The following is a 17,677-nucleotide window of genomic DNA, read 5'->3' on the forward strand; positions in this document are numbered from 1 at the left end:
ACAATACGTAAACAATGTGGTCATTGAGGATAGCCGAATACGAATAATATAGTTTGGATATTCCATATGGCCGTTAAAAGACAAACCGAGTGAAACGAGTTCATTTATACCGATGAAAACAGACACTCCTAAATAATTATATATGAATTATACCGAGTTTTTCGCGCAGTTATTCGTTATCGCTTTTGGTGTATTTGCGGCATTAGTTTTAGCATTTAGGATTATTTGGCCTAAAATCGAGAACTACCTTTTAAAGATTAATGCGATAAATCAAAGTAAACTTTTAACCAAAGAAAATCTCCAATTACGCTATACTGCTTATGAACGGTTGATTTTGTTGGTTCACCGTATAACTCCCGAACAAATTATGTTACGTAATCATGATCCACAGCTATCAGTGGGGCAATTTAAGCAGATACTGATCGCGGAATTGGAAAGTGAATTTAACCATAATTTTACACAACAGCTTTATGTATCAGATGCTGCCTGGATGGTGGTCAGAGATTTAAAGGCCAATACCGTTTCTCTGTTAAGAAATACGGCGAAGGTATTACCAAAAGACGCGACGTTGGACCAGTATGTCAGTCTGGTCTTGAAGCATGTAAAAGAATTAGATGTTAATCCGTATGATGCTGCCCTCCTTATATTGAAAAATGAGTTAACGGCTTAGATTCTTTTATATTAACGCGATTATAATTGGATATAAAAGCAAATTTATCTAAATTTGCGGCTTATTAAAATAATTCTTCAAAATCCTATTTAATACAATAATAATGGAAAGAGATCAGGCCATATTTAATCTTATAGCTGAAGAGCTAAAACGTCAGGAAGAGGGTGTTGAATTAATCGCTTCTGAAAACTTTGTAAGCAAGCAAGTGATGGAAGCTGCGGGTTCAGTATTAACAAACAAGTATGCTGAAGGTCTTCCGGGAAAGCGTTACTACGGTGGCTGTGAAGTGGTGGACGTTATCGAAACGATTGCTATTGATCGTGCCAAGCAACTTTTTGGAGCAGAGTGGGTAAATGTTCAACCTCACTCAGGAGCACAAGCTAACGCAGCTGTATTCTTGGCTATTTTAAAACCTGGCGATAAGATTTTAGGTTTTGACCTTTCTCATGGTGGACACCTGACGCATGGTTCTCCGGCAAATTTTTCTGGAAAGCTATATCAACCTTTATTTTACGGTGTTAAGCAAGATACTGGTTTGATTGATTATGAGCAATTGGAAGAAACGGCATTAACTGAAAAGCCAAAAGTAATCATCTGTGGCGCTTCGGCTTATTCGCGTGATTGGGATTATGCTCGTATCCGTGCTGTTGCAGATAAAATTGGCGCTTTGGTCGTAGCTGATATTTCTCATCCCGCTGGTTTGATTGCACGTGGATTATTGAATGATCCGCTTCCGCACTGCCATATCGTTACGACTACTACACATAAGACGCTACGTGGTCCACGTGGCGGTATGATTATGGTTGGCAAAGACTTCGAGAACCCATGGGGCATCAAAACACCTAAAGGCGAAATACGTACCATCACGCAATTGTTGGATTTGGCTGTTTTTCCAGGTACACAAGGTGGTCCATTAGAGCATACTATTGCTGCCAAAGCAATTGCTTACGGTGAGGCATTATCTGATGAGTATATGGAGTATATTGTTCAAGTGAAGAAAAATGCAGCTGTTCTAGCGCAGTTTTTTGTTGAGAAAGATTACAATATTATTTCGGGCGGTACAGATAACCACTTGATGTTGGTTGATCTTCGCAATAAGGATATTTCAGGTAAAGAGGCCGAAGCAGTATTAGGCTTGGCAGGAATTACGACCAACAAGAATATGGTGCCTTTTGATACACGTTCTCCTTTCGTTACTTCAGGCGTTCGTTTTGGAACGGCTGCTATTACGAGTAGAGGTATTGGGGAAAACGAAATAGTTCAGATTGGTGAATTGATTGATGAGGCTTTATCAAATCGTGGAAATGAATCTCAGTTGGCTAGTATTCACGAAAAAGTGAAGACAATGATGGCGCAGTTTCCGTTATACAAATAAATTTAGAGAAATAATCACTCAAAAAAGCTCCGAAATTAATTTTTGGAGCTTTTTTTGTTGCATAATATTTGAAGTAATATTCGAAGTGTGAATTAATGTTAAAAAGGGGAGTGATAATTTGAAAGGTGGGATTTTTTCATTTGATTTGAATAGTTAAACAAAAAAACAATTGCCTATTGATATAAAATTACTCTTTTTAAAATTAGTGCGACTCTAACTTAAATTAGGGAAATTATTATGAAACTATTGAAAAACAAGAGTGATCAGGAGTTGATCCACACGTATATTAATGGCGATGAAGCTGGATTGAAAGTTTTGATTGAGCGGTATAAAAGCAAAATTTATACATCAATATATATACAGGTTAAAGACGAATATCTTACAGAAGATATATTTCAGGAAACATTTATCAAGGTAATAAATGTATTAAAAGCTGGACGATATAACGATGAGGGTAAGTTCTTGCCCTGGGTAATGCGAATCGCGCATAATATGGTTATTGATCACTTTCGCCGTGAAAAACGTGGGCTGAACGTTATTAACGCAGATGGATTTGATATATTTGAAGTCCTTGACTTTGCGGATGAAGACGCGGAAAGTAAAATTGTCCGTACACAGCGGGATATCGATTTGAAGAAAATTATTCAGCTTTTGCCTGATGACCAAAAAGAGGTATTGATTATGCGCCATTTTTGTGATATGAGTTTTAAAGAAATAGCAGAAATCACTGATGTTAGTATTAATACGGCATTAGGTAGAATGCGATATGCGTTGAGTAACCTGCGCAAGATTATTGAAGATCATAATATGCTATTACAAATGGGATAATAAAAAAGCCGGATTTTAAATCTGGCTTTTTTATTGTCTATCGGCTTCCTTTCATTCATGCGTTATCCCGCAAGTACAGAATGAAATCAGATTAAGTGTTTTTGGAACGTTGATGTTAAAGGAAGGTTTTTCTTAATCAATTTTATGCGCCTCTTTCGCCGGCGCGAGGGCGACTTCTTTTTCCTAAAAAGAAGCAAAAATCGTCGCTGTACCGGATCGACACCACGGTTCACCTTTCCTGCCATTGTCGACCCGCTGAGGCGACATTTGTCGGATATGTAAGGATAGTGCATTCGTTCTGAAAGTTAAGTATTCCGCAAACTCAAAAACTCCGGCCTTAGCGGATTTGGATGCGTAGGCAGCAGATGATGTGTTGCAGAAACGTACAATTAGCATTTAACCAAGCAGGTCTCAGTCTTCGAAATGGGATAGTGTGTTGGAGGCCTAAGAGCTGCGTACTGCGTCATCGCGTAGCCGAAACGACAAATATGGTATCAGCCTTGACTTTTTTTGCTTCGTTTTTTTGGTCAAGCAAAAAGATGAAGGCCCTGTCGTGGCAACGACGGAAAGGTGGAGCCAGGGAAAAAAACTGATTAAATAAAAGGTTCCTTTTTATTGTTCCACTATATTCAGAACTACTATGAAAGCTAAAAACGGGCAGCAAGTCATTTTGTCACGAATTGACCATTTATAGGCAATTATTTGTCAGAACCAAAGTAATTTGATATTTTTAGTCGGTTATTTTAACAGCTTCGTTTAAATGGAATGCCGTTTGATAATCTACTATAAATATTAACGCGATAATAAAAGTATTAAAAATATGGGAATTTGGATTTTATTAATTGGTATTGGAATCATAAGTATGATTGTCCAGTCAAGATTTAAGAATAAGTTTAAGAAATATTCAGAGATGCCATTGACCTCGGGTATGTCGGGAGCAGATATCGCGAAAAAGATGCTAAATGATAATGGGATATATGATGTGAATGTAATTTCTGTTGAAGGTCAGCTTACGGATCATTATAATCCATCGGATAGAACGGTAAACCTGAGTCCTGAAGTATATCATGGACGCAGCGTTGCTGCTGCTGCTGTATCAGCTCATGAATGTGGCCATGCTGTGCAACATGCCAAAGCCTATACGTGGTTGCAATTTCGTTCTGCAATGGTGCCGATGGTAAATGTAGCTTCTAAGATTGTTTCATTTACGCTTATGATAGGCGTAATGCTAGCGATTTTTTCGAATAACTTATTCTTATTACAGATAGGAGTGGGGGCATTGGCGGTTACTACGGTATTTAGTTTCGTGACCCTGCCAGTAGAGTTTGATGCTTCTAATCGTGCTCTGGCGTGGTTGAATACGGCTAATATCACACACAATACGGAGGAGCATGATGGTGCAAAAGATGCTTTGAAATGGGCTGCTATGACTTACGTAGTTGCGGCGTTATCTGCATTAGTTACACTACTTTATTACGCAAGTATGCTCTTAGGCCGGAGGGATTAATCACGTTTAAAATATATCAGGCGGTTGTATCATAAATAAATCATTCCGTCATTTCGAGGAGGTACGACGAGAAATCTATGGTCAAGTAATTTTTCAACTAGTTGAAATTTAGTTCATTAAAATTAATCCATAGATTTCTCCCCCTGGTCGAAATGACGGTCAGGCGAATTACTCGGTCTTTTGATACGGCCTCTTTTTTTTCTGCAGGTGTCTACTCTCAAAGGCCATCAAGAACTTTCATGGCTGTTGGTGATTCAATGGATCATGAAAGTTTTGTGACTAGAACACATTGCTTTCAGCTCAATTTCGTAACTTTGCGTTTTAGTATTAAGAACTTCAATAGATTATGTTTTCAAATCTTCAGGATAAATTAGATAGAGCCTTTAAGGTATTAAAAGGTCAGGGGAATATTACCGAAATCAACGTCGCAGAGACGATGAAGGAAATTCGTAAAGCATTATTGGATGCCGACGTGAATTATAAGACTGCTAAAACATTTACAGACGATGTGAAGCAGAAGGCTTTAGGGCAAAATGTATTGACGAGTATTTCACCTGGGCAGTTGTTGACCAAGGTTATGAACGACGAGCTGACCGATCTGATGGGAGGTACAGTTACCGAACTTGATCTTTCTAAAAGCCCTACAGTTATTCTAATCGCAGGTTTAAATGGTGCAGGTAAGACAACCTTTGCCGGCAAGTTAGCTAACTTCCTAAAAGAACAGAAGGGTAAAAAGCCCTTGTTGGTGGCAGGTGACGTATATCGTCCTGCTGCAATCGACCAGTTGCAGGTCTTGGGCAATCAGGTCGGTGTTCCTGTTTATGCAGATCGCGAATCTACTGATCCTATTGCGATCGCTAAAGCCGGAGTTGAAGAAGGTAAACGAAATGGTAATAATGTCATCATTATAGATACAGCTGGGCGTTTGGCGATTGATGAAGCGTTGATGAATGAGATTACGGCGGTAAAAGAGATTACACAGCCGAATGAAATCTTATTTGTAGTCGATTCGATGACCGGTCAGGATGCTGTAAATACGGCAAAGACGTTTAATGATCGTCTTGACTTTACTGGTGTGGTGTTAACCAAACTAGATGGTGATACCCGCGGTGGTGCGGCCCTTTCGATAAAATCTGTCGTCAATAAGCCGATCAAGTTTATTGGTACAGGTGAGAAAATGGAGGCATTGGACGTCTTCCATCCAGATCGTATGGCTTCCCGTATTTTAGGTATGGGTGATGTGGTATCTTTGGTAGAGCGTGCACAGCAACAGTTTGATGAGAAAGAAGCAGCAGCACTTCAAAAGAAAATCCGCAAAAATAAATTCGATTTCAACGATTTCAGGTCCCAAATTCAGCAAATCAAGAAAATGGGTAACATGAAAGATCTTATCGGAATGATTCCGGGAGCTGGAAAAGCATTGAAAGATATTGAAATAGAGGATGATGCGTTTAAGCCTATTGAAGCCATCATAAACTCGATGACACCTTTTGAAAGAGAAAATCCGGATGCGATAGACCAGAAAAGAAGAAGTCGTATTGCCAAAGGATCTGGCACGAATATAGACGAAGTTAATAAATTGCTGAAGCAATTTATGGATATGCGTAAGGTCATGAAGCAGATGTCTAATCCTGCTATGGCGGCAAAAATGATGCGCGGTATGCCAAAGATGCCGGGTAAACCGTTCTAGAAACTTTTAGATACAATATAATTTTAAGAAAGCCAAACGTTCGTGTTGGCTTTTTTATTAAATTGTTTTTTGTTATTTTTGCATTATATGGACGATCATCCCGGGCAGTTATCTGAATATGGTTCTATTCTCCTCATGGGAATAATAGGAATTATATTGGTATGTGCAACCATTGGGCTGGCAAAATTCATATCTCCTAAACATCCTAATCCTATTAAGCAGAGCACTTACGAATGCGGTGAAGAAACAGTAGGAACTTCATGGGTTCAGTTTAACCCACGTTTTTATGTTATAGCACTTATCTTCTTGCTATTTGATGTTGAATTGATATTTGTATTTCCTTGGGCTACGGTGTTTGGGAACCGTGATCTCATAGCGGCAGATTCGAGATGGGGTTGGTTTACATTGATCGAAATGGCTATTTTTTTAGGTATTTTAATCATCGGTTTGGTTTATGTATGGCGGCGGGGAGATTTGAATTGGATTAAGCCTATCCATCAAAAACCTACTACAGATGTAAAAATACCCTTTTCTGTATACGATACGCTGAATAATAGGGCGTATCAGATTAAGGACTATAAGGTAGCGGCGGCGGTGGAGCCAGAACCTGGGGAACGGCCTGCCGAGATTCCGAAAACCTCAGTAGGGTTTAAACCACGATTTAAAAAAACATAAGCAATGGGTGTACAGCAAGAGCAGAATAATGGTGTCGTCATTGCTAAACTCGACGATTTATTAAACTGGGCTAGACTTTCTTCCATGTGGCCGGTGAGTTTTGGTATTGCCTGTTGTGCGATAGAAATGATGGGGGCAATGGCGGCTACCTATGATTTGGATAGACTGGGTGTATTCCCTCGACCCTCACCAAGGCAAGCTGATGTCATGATCATTGCTGGAACGGTTACCTTTAAAATGGCCGAGCGTATAAAACGGTTGTACGAACAGATGCCCGAACCGCGTTACGTTATTTCTATGGGGTCTTGTTCGAATTGTGGAGGACCTTATTGGCAACATGGTTACCACGTGGTTAAGGGGGTGGACAGAATTATACCGGTCGATATCTATGTGCAAGGATGCCCACCTAGACCGGAAGCGTTGATCGGTGCTTTTTTAGAATTACAAAAGAAAATAGAAACAGAACATATTCTTCAAGAAAAATATTTCGAAGAAAAGGTTTAAGATAAAATAATATGGCAAAAGATTTTTATGGGGAATTGCAATTAGGTATCCTTGGAGGTGGACAGTTGGGGCGTATGCTGATCCAGGAAGCTATTAATTACAATGTGAATGTACATGTGCTCGATCCAGATAAGAATGCTCCATGTCGTAAATTATGTAATCAATTTGAGTGCGGGTCATTGAGTGACTACGAAACTGTTTACAAATTCGGAAAGGGATTGGACATGATCACCATTGAAATTGAAAAAGTAAATGTAGATGCATTGGAAAAATTGGAAGAGGAGGGTGTGCTTGTTTACCCCCAATCTCGTGTTATTCGCCTGATTCAGGATAAAGGAATGCAGAAGCAATTTTTTAAACAGAATAATATTCCCACCGCGACCTTTCAATTGATCTCCAATAAAGAGGCGCTCGCAAACGCACAACTTCAGTTACCGTATATCCAAAAATTAAGAAAAGACGGATATGACGGAAAGGGAGTAAAGAAAATACTATCGGTAGAAGATCTCGAACATGCTTTCGAAGAACCCTCTATTATCGAAGAAATCGTAGATTTCGAGAATGAGATCGCAGTAATCGTAGCACGCAACGATAGAGGAGATGTTAGTACGTTCCCCATGGTTGAAATGGAATTTAATCCACAGGCCAATCTGGTTGAATTTTTGATTTCTCCATCGACATATAGCTTTGAAATACAACAGCAGGCTGAAGATATTGCTAAAAAATTAGCGAACGACTTGCAGATCGTTGGCCTGTTAGCTGTTGAGATGTTCTTGACTAAAACAGGGGAAATACTGGTAAACGAATTGGCTCCACGTCCTCATAATTCAGGACATCAGACTATAGAAGGGAACTTTACCTCTCAGTTTGGTCAACACCTTAGGGCTATTTTCAATTTGCCGTTGGGTAATACTGCTGCGCGTACTAATGCAGTCATGATCAATTTACTTGGCGAAGATAAGTATGAAGGCTTAGCTGTATACGAAGGTGTGGAAGAGGTATTGGCCATGGACGGTGTATACGTGCACCTGTATGGTAAAAAATACACTAAACCATTTCGTAAAATGGGACACGTCTGTATTGTGAATGATGATCGCGAAGTGGCTATAGCAAATGCACGCAAGGTTCAAGAAATATTAAAAGTAATCGCATAATATGAATCCAAATATACAAGTAGGTATTATCATGGGAAGTAAATCTGATCTTCCTGTTATGCAAGATGCTGTAAATGTGTTGAAGCAACTTGGAGTAGGTTTTGAGGTAACGATTGTTTCGGCGCACCGTACACCACAGCGGATGTTTGATTATGCTGAGCAAGCTGCGGGCAGAGGCTTAAAAGTAATCATAGCAGGAGCAGGAGGTGCCGCACATTTACCGGGTATGGTAGCATCAATTACGCACTTACCTGTAATTGGCGTGCCTGTTAAATCTTCTAATTCCATAGATGGTTGGGACTCTGTTTTATCCATATTACAGATGCCAAATGGTATTCCTGTTGCAACGGTGGCACTCAATGCTGCAAAGAATGCAGGAATTTTAGCAGCTCAGATTATCGGAACAAACGATGATGCGATCGCTAACAATGTATTGGCGTTCAAGAAAGATTTAAAGGAGGCTGTTGAAAAAACGGCATCTGAAGTCGAACAGATGAAATTTTAAATAAAAAAGGAGCTTCCAAAAGCTCCTTTTTTATTTTGTTAAGATTTTTTGTACATAGTCGTAGCTCTTCTTTACACTTTCAAATTTATTGGGGATATAAATGTCGTCTTGCTCTACAAACGCAAATTGTAGTCCTGATTGATTTGCACTCCGTACAATATTTGGATAGTCTATTGCTCCCGTTCCCACTTCGGTATAGCGTACATTTGCCTGCATCAGACTATCGAGAGGTAGCTTGTCGAATGCGCTCCCAATGACTTCCGTTGTGTAATTTTTGTCCATATCCTTTACATGCCATAAAGGAAAACGGTTCGGATATTTTTCAAAATAACTTTGCGCACTGATACCTGCTTTTTCAACCCAAAAAATATCCAGTTCAAAGTCTACCAGCTCGGGTTCTGTAAACGCAATCAAGATATCTAAACCCTTTGTGCCGTTAGGGAAATTCCGAAACTCCCAAAAGTGATTGTGATAGCCCATTTTGATGCCGGCCTTTTTGGACATCTCTCCAGCTTTATTTAGTTGTTCGGCAGCATATTGATAGTCAGATATCGATAGATTATTTAAATCTTCCATCGGCGTTACGGGGGCGATGATATACTTTTGTCCCAGTTCGTGTGCGATCTCAATATATTTTTCGATACTCTCTTTGTCGCTTTGTTTTTGATCGAGGTATTTCGATAAGTCGTAATGCCCGCTATGCGTTTTGAGGTTGTTGTCGTCTAAAATCTTTCGTAGATCAGTGAGCGGAACACCCCAAAAGCCGTTGGCGGCAATATCTACCCCAAAGGTTTCCACGTGTTTGTAGCCAATCTTTGCAACAGTTTCTAAGACTAATTTGGGGTCTTCACTGAGTAGGTCGCGTAGCGTATAGAGTTGTAGGCCGATGTTGTGAAACGGAGAATCTCCGGGTGCGCTCTTATTGGTGCAGGCAGATAATAGCTGTGTGCCAACGAAAGCTGAAGTCAATCCTATTCCCGTTTTTTTTATAAAATCTCTTCTTGATTTGTCCATATGTATATAATCTGGTTGCAGCTACTGTACCTTCCTATGGCAGATAAAAGGAGGGTGAGTTACAAGGATTAAATTTATAAAAAAAATGGAACAAAAAAAGGATTCTTTCAAGAATCCTTTTTTTATCGTTATAAAAGATGTCGACTTATACAGTCATGATATCTTTCTCTTTCAATTCAGCTAGTTGGTCTACTTTTGCAATATAGATATCGGTCAATTTTTGCACCTCGCCTTCTCCTATTTTAATCTCATCTTCTGAAGCACCGTCATTTTTTAGCTTTTTGATGGATTCGTTGGCATCTTTACGGATGTTACGTACAGCTACCCGACCTTTTTCAGCTTCTTCTTTTGCCTTTTTTACGAGATCACGTCTTCTTTCTTCAGTCAATGGAGGCACGACTAAACGTATTACAGAGCCATCATTTTGTGGATTGAGACCAATATTAGAATCAATGATCGCTTTTTCGATAGCGGTCATGATGGTTTTTTCCCAAGGTTGAATCACCAATGTACGTGCATCGGTCGTATTAATATTTGCAACTTGAGAAAGAGCGGTGGGTGAACCGTAATAATCTACACTAATGCCGTCCAACATAGAAGGTGTAGCTTTTCCTGCGCGGATTTTTGTAAGTTCTGATTCGGTATGGGTTATTGCCTTAAGCATGCTTTCTTTGCAGTCGTCCAATTCTAATGATATCAGTTCGTTCATATCTTTGAGTATTTATTCGTTAGCTAACTATAGTTCCAATGTGTTCACCAGATGCTAATTTTGTTAAATTACCTGGTTTATTCATGTCAAATACGATAATAGGAAGATTGTTTTCCTGACACAAGGTAAATGCTGTCATATCCATTACATTAAGCCCTTTTTCATAGACTTCGGTAAATGAAATCGTATCAAAGCGTTTGGCATTCGGATCTTTTTCTGGATCTGCAGTATAAATACCGTCTACACGTGTTCCTTTTAATACTGCATCAGCATTAATCTCGATAGCACGTAAAGAGGCAGCGGTATCTGTTGTGAAATAGGGATTACCTGTACCGGCACCAAATATCACCACTCTACCTTTTTCTAAATGTCTAACTGCTCTTCTACGAATGAACGGTTCACAAATCTGTTCCATTTTGATGGCCGTTAACAAACGCGTTTTTAATCCTACTTTTTCTAACGCATCCTGAAGTGCCATGCTATTGATAACTGTTGCAAGCATTCCCATGTAGTCTGCCTGTACCCGATCCATCCCCGATTTTTCTGCGCTCAAACCGCGATAGATATTACCTCCACCGATTACGATGGCTATCTCGAGTCCCTGATCGTGAATTTCTTTAATATCGCGAGCGTATTGTGCGACTCTGTTGATGTCAATGCCATAGCTTTGCTCCCCCATAAGGGCTTCACCGCTGAGTTTAAGTAGGATACGTTTATATTTCATGTGTGTTCTTTTTTGGAATCTTTCCAAAAGTCAAAGATATGATTTTTTTTTATCCCATGAGACAGCAGCGCGTTATTTGTTGCTGTTTTTTACGCTTTCTATGGTCTGTTGGTAATAGTTTTCATAAAGAGGAAGGATCTTACTGATCTCAAAATCTTTTGCGCGATTGAATGCTGCAGTCTTAAATTCCGCTAATCGTTCACAGTTTTCAAGAATATAGATCGCATTTTTTGCCATTTCATCTACGTTTCGAACATCGCTCAAAAAGCCCGTTACACCTTGTACATTTAGTTCAGGTAACCCTCCGGTATTGGAGGAAATGACGGGAACGCTGCATGCCATAGCTTCCAAAGCAGCAAGTCCGAAGCTTTCAGAGCCAGATGGAATCAAAAACAAATCAGAAACGGATAGAATTTCTTCAATGGCGTCTTGTTTTCCTAGAAAACGTACGCTGTTTGCAATACCTAGCTGTCGAGATAGTTCTTCTGCGTTACTCCGCTCGGGGCCATCTCCCACCATGAGTAATTTGCTGGGTATTTTTTGATTGACCAGATGGAATATGCGTATCACGTCGTCGGTGTTTTTGACTTGTCGAAAATTAGACGTGTGCACAAGTATGCGTTCATCATCTGGCGCAATAGCCTTTTTAAAGTGTTCTCTTTTTTTGTTGTAAAAGCGGTTGAGGTCAATGAAGTTGGGTATGACCTGGATAGGTCTTGTAATATCAAAGAAAGATAATGTCTCTTCCCGGAGGCTTTCCGATACGGTGGTGACACCATCAGACTCATTGATCGAAAAGGTAACGACGGGCTTAAAGCTTTTGTCTCTACCTACTAGAGTGATGTCTGTTCCGTGTAACGTAGTCACGACGGGGATATCTATGCCATATGTTTTTAAGATCTGCTTCGCCAAATAGGCCGCAGAAGCGTGAGGAATGGCATAATGGACATGTAAGACGTCTAATTTTTCAAATCGAACCACATCTACTAACTTACTTGCTAAAGCGGATTCATAGGGAGGGAAGTCAAACAGGGGGTATTGGGAAACAGCAACTTCGTGATAATATAAGTTTTCGGAAAAGAAATCTAATCGTGCCGGCTGGCTATATGTGATAAAGTGTATCTGATGTCCGTTGGACGCCAGTGCTTTGCCCAATTCGGTAGCGACTACACCACTGCCACCAAAAGTTGGATAGCAAACTATGCCTATTTTCATCTATATGTTTTTTGTTCTCTGATATAAAACTGGCACAAATTACGGATTATTTATGCAACAGTATGTCAATCGAATTGCCATAATTGTGCAAAATTTTACGCGTACCGTATTCACACATCGATGTTCATCGTATTGCATATTGCCGTAACTTTATCTAAGTTTGGTTTAAGATAAAACACAATAGATGAACGTACATTACTTACAACATGTATCTTTTGAAGGATTGGGCTATATAGAAACATGGTTAAAAGAAAGCGAGTGTACCGTTTCATCAACTCATTTTTATGAAACGGATTACGATTTACCTGCTGTTGAAGCAATAGATTGTTTAATTATTATGGGAGGCCCTATGGGGATACATGATGATGATCAATATCCTTGGTTGCTGGAGGAAAAGCAGTTTATTACGGATTGCATTCAATCAGGAAAGAAAGTATTGGGAATTTGTTTAGGAGCGCAATTGTTAGCGGATAATCTTGGTGCTAAGGTCTACGGAGCACCGCATAGGGAAATCGGTTGGTTTCCTGTGAAACCAACCGAAGAGAGCAAACAGCTTGCTTGGTTTTATGATCTGTTTAAGGATCAACGAACGGTATTTCATTGGCATGGCGACCAATTTGAAATTCCTGAGGGCGGTCTTGACCTGCTTTCCTCTGCGGCAAATAACAATCAGGCATTCTCTTACGGAGATAACTTGATCGGTTTGCAATTTCATTTGGAAGTAACCCGAGATACGCTGAACGACATGTTGGAAAATGGTGCTTCGGAATTGACCGACGCACCTTATATCCAGAAGGTAGCAGAAATAACAGCGCGTGAAGCAAATATAGCTCGTTGTAATGCAATGATGGCAAGTATTCTAGGGGCTTGGCTCAGCAGGTGAGATTTTGCTGACCTCTAAATCTAGATGCTTTTTAGAAAGGCAATTTCTTTGATTGATGACGTCCAATATTTCGACAATCTTTTTGAGCAGGTTCCGTTTATCCTCATAAGAACTATAAGGGTTTTTACTAGTACGTAAGGCGTAGGACAAAACTTCTCCCAGCTGGTCTCGAAGGAAACCAATACCCGTTCTTCGGTACAATATGGATAGTGTTCTTGTTGAGTTTGCGCGTTGCTTTAATGAAAGCAGATTTGTTTGTGGATTTTGCGTTAGACTCTCCTTGGGTAAATCAAAATGCTCAAAGAGATGGGGATCTAACCATTTTGCAGGAACTTCTTCTCCTTGTAATAATAACCATCCGGCTTCGTAGAGGCAGATAATCCAGTCATGAAAATCGATCAGCTTCCCCGGCTCCGCTTTATTCCAGATCTTTGTTTCGTCAATGGCACAGTCAAACCAATAATCAATCTCTTCTTTAAGTTCATATACCGTATAATCCCCAAATATCCAATTAATCTGTTCCAAAGGATTGTATACACCGGTGTTGGTGGCATCTAACTTGGTAATCACATAATCCGCATCAAAAAAATGTCCATTATGCACAAGACCATCTTCTACGGGGTGGTTATAGTAAAAGCTATCTCCTAGATAAGTTATCTCGATAAGCCGTCTTAATTCGTCATAGGTACATAAGGGGTGTTCGTCCCAACCTTCAGATGCTATGCTTTCTACTTTTCTGCTGTACTCCTCCCATTTATCCAGTAGAGCTAACCAGTCAAGCACATTCAATTGCTCAAAGAAATGATCTATAGCCAAAGTGAAATCACGCACCTCGGCGACAGACAGGTGTTGTATTTTCCCTTCATGCATAAGATAAGGTTTATTCCGGTCGTTATATTCGTGATCCTGATCGGTTGGTCTTTGGTAGAATGGGTTTTCCTCCCATTTAAGATGAAAGGAAGGGTGTGTATATTTTTCTCTTTCCATATATTCTTTGCAACGCCATGCTGCGGTTACCATCTTTTTTAGGAAAATGACTGTTCTACCATGATCTACCTCTTCCGTATTTTCCCATCCGAACGAGACAACAGCTTTTGTTAACAACCATAAGTTCTGTTTTATGGTTTTATAATCACGATCCCAAAAGGACCTGTGCATCCCACTTACAAAATAATCGACGTACTCGTCATCGTTCTTGTCGGGGAAATAATAGCATCCATTTCTCATGTTTTAGATTTTTTTAATGGTTACTTTTCTTGTTAGCGTTTGTAATCTTTCATTTAAGCGTACAGTTCTCCTTTTGCCGCTTGTTCCTGTTCGAGCGGTGTTACGGTGTTGATTTCTGCTGAAAGGTAAGACTCTACTGCGCTGTGTGCAATGGCAATAAACTGCTTTACGCGTCCCGCTAAAACCTCTAAATGTTGTCCCTGTGTACGGTAGTTGGGAGCATGTCGGAACCGCTGCTGGGCTTCGGTTAGGAGTTTGAAAATATTGTTATCCTCTTCATTTTCTCTACGGAAGACTGCGCTCACGTGAGGCGCACTGACATCAACAAGTTTCATCAAATAGTTGAGGTTCAAAATATGCGAGGAATAACCTAGTAGGCTTTTAATTAGACCTAGACAGACTTGCTCTGTTGCAATTGCAAGAACAAAGCAAATGGCTCGTTCATCGCCAATGAGGTGTTGTCTATTGTTTAAGTTTAGCAATCCCTCTGCATTCTGTATTCGTTTGCCCCATTGTTTGTTCAGATAGCTCATATTTCGATAAGTAGCAGGCAATTGTGATTTTTCTATTCTGTTGCCGTTTTGCAGCCACGTTTCTCCATTTTGAATAACATTGCAGAAGAATGGGTGTCCTTGCTGTGCCTTATTAAGAATTGTATCCTCTCTCTCCAGGATGAGCGTTATATTTATTTCTGAAGGCAGCAACTGATTGATTTTATCCTGTAAATCCAGCGTGTTTATCCGTTCGTCTGATGTCGCAAGCAAAAGGTAGTATTGGTGTAAGGTAGTTTTATTATCACTAAGCAAGAGTATATTTGAAAGCTGTCTTTGCTCACACCGGTAGGCAAAACAATTTACCTGTTTGGGGGTGCAGTAGACTTGCAATGCGCTGATGATAAACTCCTTATGGCTGTCCGTGGACAATGATTTCACGTCTTCTGCGTAGCGCGTTTTCAGGTTCTGAATACGTTTTTGAGCGATATATTCAGGGGCCAGTTCGTTTTTGATTTCCTCTATATACTCAATTTTGAACATCTCTATCCACGCGATTGCTTTTTCGACGATGCGATAAGCCGTTTCTAGATCTGCCACGGCAATTTGATAATTTGGCGTGTATCGAAATGCAGAGTAAGAGTTATCTAGCAGACGGAGTACTGCTTGATTTCGATCTTTAATACAAAGTCTGCCCAGTACAGAATCGTATGTTTTTAAATGCGCGATGTTATTAACTAGATTATGTGATTTTTTCTCGTAGCCAACCAACAGCATAAAGGCTGTTCGAAGAATTAGCTCAAGTGCTTGGTGCAGCATAAAGGCTGCATGAGGTGCGTTTCCGGTATTTACATAAAAATGGTAACCATCTAGAAAGGATGCGACCTTGCTTCTTTCGATGTCGATATATGCTTCACTTTGGTTAGCTATCTCGTCTGCATCAGCTTTTGGAAGTGTAATATCCTGGACAGACTTGTCATTTTGATAAATTATATTTTCTGCACGACAGACTAGAGAGAATCGACCTAATCCTTGCTCGATAAGTTGCTGGATCTCCTCTTGATAATAGATTGTGAAATAGATGTCTTTGTATTTTTCAAAAATAGCGAAACATAGTTCCTTGGCGTCGCCAAAGCGTAACCCTGAACTTTTCTGTAAATGAATATGTAACATAGATAGCTTTTTCCCGTCACGTGCATATGTCCAATGGTAGATTCGGTCTATGTGTAGTTTAGCGACGAGTGTTTCTACGAGTATATTGATATTTGTATTCATATGGCGTGTGTTATTTCTTAATTAAACTATTGTCATTTTCTTTAAAGTTCTCATGGTAAATGAATTCGATTTCATCCTGATAAGTAATTAAGAATGAGATTTCGATGATTTTCCTGAGCTTCATAAAGTCATTTGGAAATGTGGCTTCATCTTCCTCCATTATAAAAGGTTCTGTACTCAAGCTTTGCTCGGACCAATCGTCAAACAACATTTTCCACTCTTCAAGTGAATGTTCCCAGAACAGTCTAGGCAGATAGTAATGAGGCGCAGCTATTTCAGCGAGCGATAGGGATTCGATATTATACACCTTATTTCCTTGTTTTACTTTCGTGCTAACCCAAGAAATGCTATGGCGGGAATGCTTTTTTTTCGATTGATCGTGAAAAAGATTGGAAGCAATTTCATTGATATGTTCAAAAAGGTTCCTCATTATTTGAGTATAAATTATTTGATCTGCAGGTTTGTACTCCCTAAATGCATCCTCCCAGCCAGCATACGCTTTTGGTATAGATATTTCCCAGAAGCTCAAGAATTTCTGCCAATCTTCTAACCATGTGTATTCGAAAGGATATTTTAGTTTATTCCTGTAAGTAATAGATTGCGAATTGCCGGTATTCTCCTCGATCTGGTTGCTTTCCGTATATTCACTTTCGTTTTTTGCAGCTTTCACTTCTAAGAGATCTGGTCGTTCCGATAGGTGATACATTGCTTGCGCAAGTCTCAAAAGCAGCTCCCTGATGGCGAGCACGCGGTCGCCAAAACGATCGTTGTGCTTGTTTTCGTAGGATGTTAGACCCATCCACAGTTCGTCCAATATGTAATACCATCGTTCAAGGTTTTGATAGGAAAAAAACTTAGCTATCGTATCGAGGGGGTTGATTTCCCCATTTATTGTATATTCACCGTTATTGGCATATCGTATAAGATTCTCGTGAGTAGGGAAGAAATCTAAGTGCATTGTTTCCTCTTTCAGATCTTGCTTTCGAAAAATCACATATGCTGCTTCCACTTGTTCTATTAATTGCTTGCAAACATATCCGTTGTTCTGTTTACATTCTGAATTGTTCATTTCTGGACAAGTTCCTGCGTTAATAAGCAAATGGATGTCTCGTAACCAATATTGAATATCAGTTTCGTGTCCGAAGAAATTTTCGATATAATTTAATGGATTCTTGACGTGTTCTTTCACGAGGTAGCGAAATTCGTGCCCTCTTAATTTAGTTGTTTTCAT

General features: G+C 39.7%; 17 protein-coding genes. 10 read left to right on the top strand and 7 right to left on the bottom strand.

Annotation, left to right across the window (positions count from 1 at the left end):
* Positions 1 to 142 precede the first annotated feature (142 nt).
* From C4F40_RS02730 to purE, 9 genes are all read left to right on the top strand, one after another.
* Entirely contained in the window at positions 143 to 670 is a 528-nt protein-coding gene (locus tag C4F40_RS02730) for a DUF7935 family protein (RefSeq protein ID WP_196937851.1), read from the top strand.
* 103 nt (positions 671 to 773) lie between these two features.
* Entirely contained in the window at positions 774 to 2,045 is a 1,272-nt protein-coding gene (locus tag C4F40_RS02735) for a serine hydroxymethyltransferase (protein ID WP_196937852.1), read from the top strand.
* Between the two features lie 237 nt (positions 2,046 to 2,282).
* Positions 2,283 to 2,873, top strand: a complete 591-nt coding sequence (locus tag C4F40_RS02740; RefSeq protein ID WP_196937853.1) for an RNA polymerase sigma factor — start codon at positions 2,283 to 2,285, stop codon at positions 2,871 to 2,873.
* A gap of 820 nt (positions 2,874 to 3,693) precedes the next feature.
* On the top strand, positions 3,694 to 4,380 hold the full coding sequence (locus C4F40_RS02745) for a zinc metallopeptidase (RefSeq protein ID WP_196937854.1): 687 nt from the start codon (positions 3,694 to 3,696) through the stop codon (positions 4,378 to 4,380).
* A 346-nt stretch (positions 4,381 to 4,726) separates the two neighbouring features.
* Positions 4,727 to 6,070 carry a signal recognition particle protein gene (gene ffh / locus C4F40_RS02750; RefSeq protein ID WP_196937855.1) on the top strand — a complete coding sequence of 448 codons (1,344 nt, stop codon included), beginning with the start codon at positions 4,727 to 4,729 and terminating at the stop codon, positions 6,068 to 6,070.
* Between the two features lie 87 nt (positions 6,071 to 6,157).
* Positions 6,158 to 6,745, top strand: a complete 588-nt coding sequence (locus C4F40_RS02755; protein WP_196937856.1) for an NADH-quinone oxidoreductase subunit A — start codon at positions 6,158 to 6,160, stop codon at positions 6,743 to 6,745.
* A 3-nt stretch (positions 6,746 to 6,748) separates the two neighbouring features.
* Positions 6,749 to 7,249, top strand: a complete 501-nt coding sequence (locus tag C4F40_RS02760; protein ID WP_196937857.1) for an NADH-quinone oxidoreductase subunit B — start codon at positions 6,749 to 6,751, stop codon at positions 7,247 to 7,249.
* 11 nt (positions 7,250 to 7,260) lie between these two features.
* The gene (locus C4F40_RS02765) at positions 7,261 to 8,403 is read left to right on the top strand and encodes a 5-(carboxyamino)imidazole ribonucleotide synthase (protein WP_196937858.1); all 1,143 of its coding nucleotides are present in this window, start codon (positions 7,261 to 7,263) and stop codon (positions 8,401 to 8,403) included.
* Between the two features lies 1 nt (position 8,404).
* Positions 8,405 to 8,908: a 5-(carboxyamino)imidazole ribonucleotide mutase gene (gene purE, locus C4F40_RS02770; protein ID WP_196937859.1), complete on the top strand. Its 504-nt coding sequence runs from the start codon at positions 8,405 to 8,407 to the stop codon at positions 8,906 to 8,908.
* 30 nt (positions 8,909 to 8,938) lie between these two features.
* Here the strand turns inward: purE and C4F40_RS02775 are convergent, their stop codons facing one another.
* From C4F40_RS02775 to bshA, 4 genes are all read right to left on the bottom strand, one after another.
* Complete coding sequence (locus tag C4F40_RS02775; protein ID WP_196937860.1) at positions 8,939 to 9,922, bottom strand: sugar phosphate isomerase/epimerase family protein; 984 nt, start codon at positions 9,920 to 9,922, stop codon at positions 8,939 to 8,941.
* A gap of 145 nt (positions 9,923 to 10,067) precedes the next feature.
* On the bottom strand, positions 10,068 to 10,631 hold the full coding sequence (frr, locus tag C4F40_RS02780) for a ribosome recycling factor (RefSeq protein WP_196937861.1): 564 nt from the start codon (positions 10,629 to 10,631) through the stop codon (positions 10,068 to 10,070).
* Between the two features lie 19 nt (positions 10,632 to 10,650).
* Positions 10,651 to 11,355: a UMP kinase gene (gene pyrH / locus C4F40_RS02785; protein WP_196937862.1), complete on the bottom strand. Its 705-nt coding sequence runs from the start codon at positions 11,353 to 11,355 to the stop codon at positions 10,651 to 10,653.
* A 72-nt stretch (positions 11,356 to 11,427) separates the two neighbouring features.
* Positions 11,428 to 12,570 (bottom strand): N-acetyl-alpha-D-glucosaminyl L-malate synthase BshA, encoded by a 1,143-nt coding sequence (gene bshA / locus C4F40_RS02790; protein WP_196937863.1) that lies wholly within the window; start codon positions 12,568 to 12,570, stop codon positions 11,428 to 11,430.
* 184 nt (positions 12,571 to 12,754) lie between these two features.
* On the opposite strand from bshA, the gene C4F40_RS02795 reads away from it, so the two are divergent.
* Positions 12,755 to 13,453 (top strand): type 1 glutamine amidotransferase, encoded by a 699-nt coding sequence (locus C4F40_RS02795; RefSeq protein ID WP_196937864.1) that lies wholly within the window; start codon positions 12,755 to 12,757, stop codon positions 13,451 to 13,453.
* Here the strand turns inward: C4F40_RS02795 and C4F40_RS02800 are convergent.
* From C4F40_RS02800 to C4F40_RS02810, 3 genes are read right to left on the bottom strand one after another with little or no spacing between them, the layout of a single operon-like run.
* The gene (locus tag C4F40_RS02800) at positions 13,430 to 14,680 is read right to left on the bottom strand and encodes a hypothetical protein (RefSeq protein ID WP_196937865.1); all 1,251 of its coding nucleotides are present in this window, start codon (positions 14,678 to 14,680) and stop codon (positions 13,430 to 13,432) included. The genes C4F40_RS02795 and C4F40_RS02800 overlap by 24 nt on opposite strands.
* A 53-nt stretch (positions 14,681 to 14,733) precedes the next feature.
* Positions 14,734 to 16,446 (bottom strand): HEPN domain-containing protein, encoded by a 1,713-nt coding sequence (locus C4F40_RS02805; protein WP_196937866.1) that lies wholly within the window; start codon positions 16,444 to 16,446, stop codon positions 14,734 to 14,736.
* A 10-nt stretch (positions 16,447 to 16,456) separates the two neighbouring features.
* A complete protein-coding gene (locus C4F40_RS02810; protein WP_196937867.1) occupies positions 16,457 to 17,677 on the bottom strand; it encodes a hypothetical protein in 1,221 nt (406 codons plus the stop codon).

Origin of the sequence: Sphingobacterium pedocola (genome assembly GCF_015209965.1) — a bacterium.
Taxonomy (GTDB): Bacteria; Bacteroidota; Bacteroidia; order Sphingobacteriales; family Sphingobacteriaceae; genus Sphingobacterium; species Sphingobacterium pedocola.

Excerpts from the sequence above, each read along its gene's own strand:
- C4F40_RS02730 (WP_196937851.1), top strand. The coding sequence starts at position 143 with ATGAATTATACCGAGTTTTTCGCGCAGTTATTCGTTATCGCTTTTGGT.
- C4F40_RS02735 (WP_196937852.1), top strand. The coding sequence starts at position 774 with ATGGAAAGAGATCAGGCCATATTTAATCTTATAGCTGAAGAGCTAAAA.
- C4F40_RS02740 (WP_196937853.1), top strand. The coding sequence starts at position 2,283 with ATGAAACTATTGAAAAACAAGAGTGATCAGGAGTTGATCCACACGTAT.
- C4F40_RS02745 (WP_196937854.1), top strand. The coding sequence starts at position 3,694 with ATGGGAATTTGGATTTTATTAATTGGTATTGGAATCATAAGTATGATT.
- ffh (WP_196937855.1), top strand. The coding sequence starts at position 4,727 with ATGTTTTCAAATCTTCAGGATAAATTAGATAGAGCCTTTAAGGTATTA.
- C4F40_RS02755 (WP_196937856.1), top strand. The coding sequence starts at position 6,158 with ATGGACGATCATCCCGGGCAGTTATCTGAATATGGTTCTATTCTCCTC.
- C4F40_RS02760 (WP_196937857.1), top strand. The coding sequence starts at position 6,749 with ATGGGTGTACAGCAAGAGCAGAATAATGGTGTCGTCATTGCTAAACTC.
- C4F40_RS02765 (WP_196937858.1), top strand. The coding sequence starts at position 7,261 with ATGGCAAAAGATTTTTATGGGGAATTGCAATTAGGTATCCTTGGAGGT.
- purE (WP_196937859.1), top strand. The coding sequence starts at position 8,405 with ATGAATCCAAATATACAAGTAGGTATTATCATGGGAAGTAAATCTGAT.
- C4F40_RS02775 (WP_196937860.1), bottom strand. The coding sequence starts at position 9,922 with ATGGACAAATCAAGAAGAGATTTTATAAAAAAAACGGGAATAGGATTG.
- frr (WP_196937861.1), bottom strand. The coding sequence starts at position 10,631 with ATGAACGAACTGATATCATTAGAATTGGACGACTGCAAAGAAAGCATG.
- pyrH (WP_196937862.1), bottom strand. The coding sequence starts at position 11,355 with ATGAAATATAAACGTATCCTACTTAAACTCAGCGGTGAAGCCCTTATG.
- bshA (WP_196937863.1), bottom strand. The coding sequence starts at position 12,570 with ATGAAAATAGGCATAGTTTGCTATCCAACTTTTGGTGGCAGTGGTGTA.
- C4F40_RS02795 (WP_196937864.1), top strand. The coding sequence starts at position 12,755 with ATGAACGTACATTACTTACAACATGTATCTTTTGAAGGATTGGGCTAT.
- C4F40_RS02800 (WP_196937865.1), bottom strand. The coding sequence starts at position 14,680 with ATGAGAAATGGATGCTATTATTTCCCCGACAAGAACGATGACGAGTAC.
- C4F40_RS02805 (WP_196937866.1), bottom strand. The coding sequence starts at position 16,446 with ATGAATACAAATATCAATATACTCGTAGAAACACTCGTCGCTAAACTA.
- C4F40_RS02810 (WP_196937867.1), bottom strand. The coding sequence starts at position 17,677 with ATGAAAACAACTAAATTAAGAGGGCACGAATTTCGCTACCTCGTGAAA.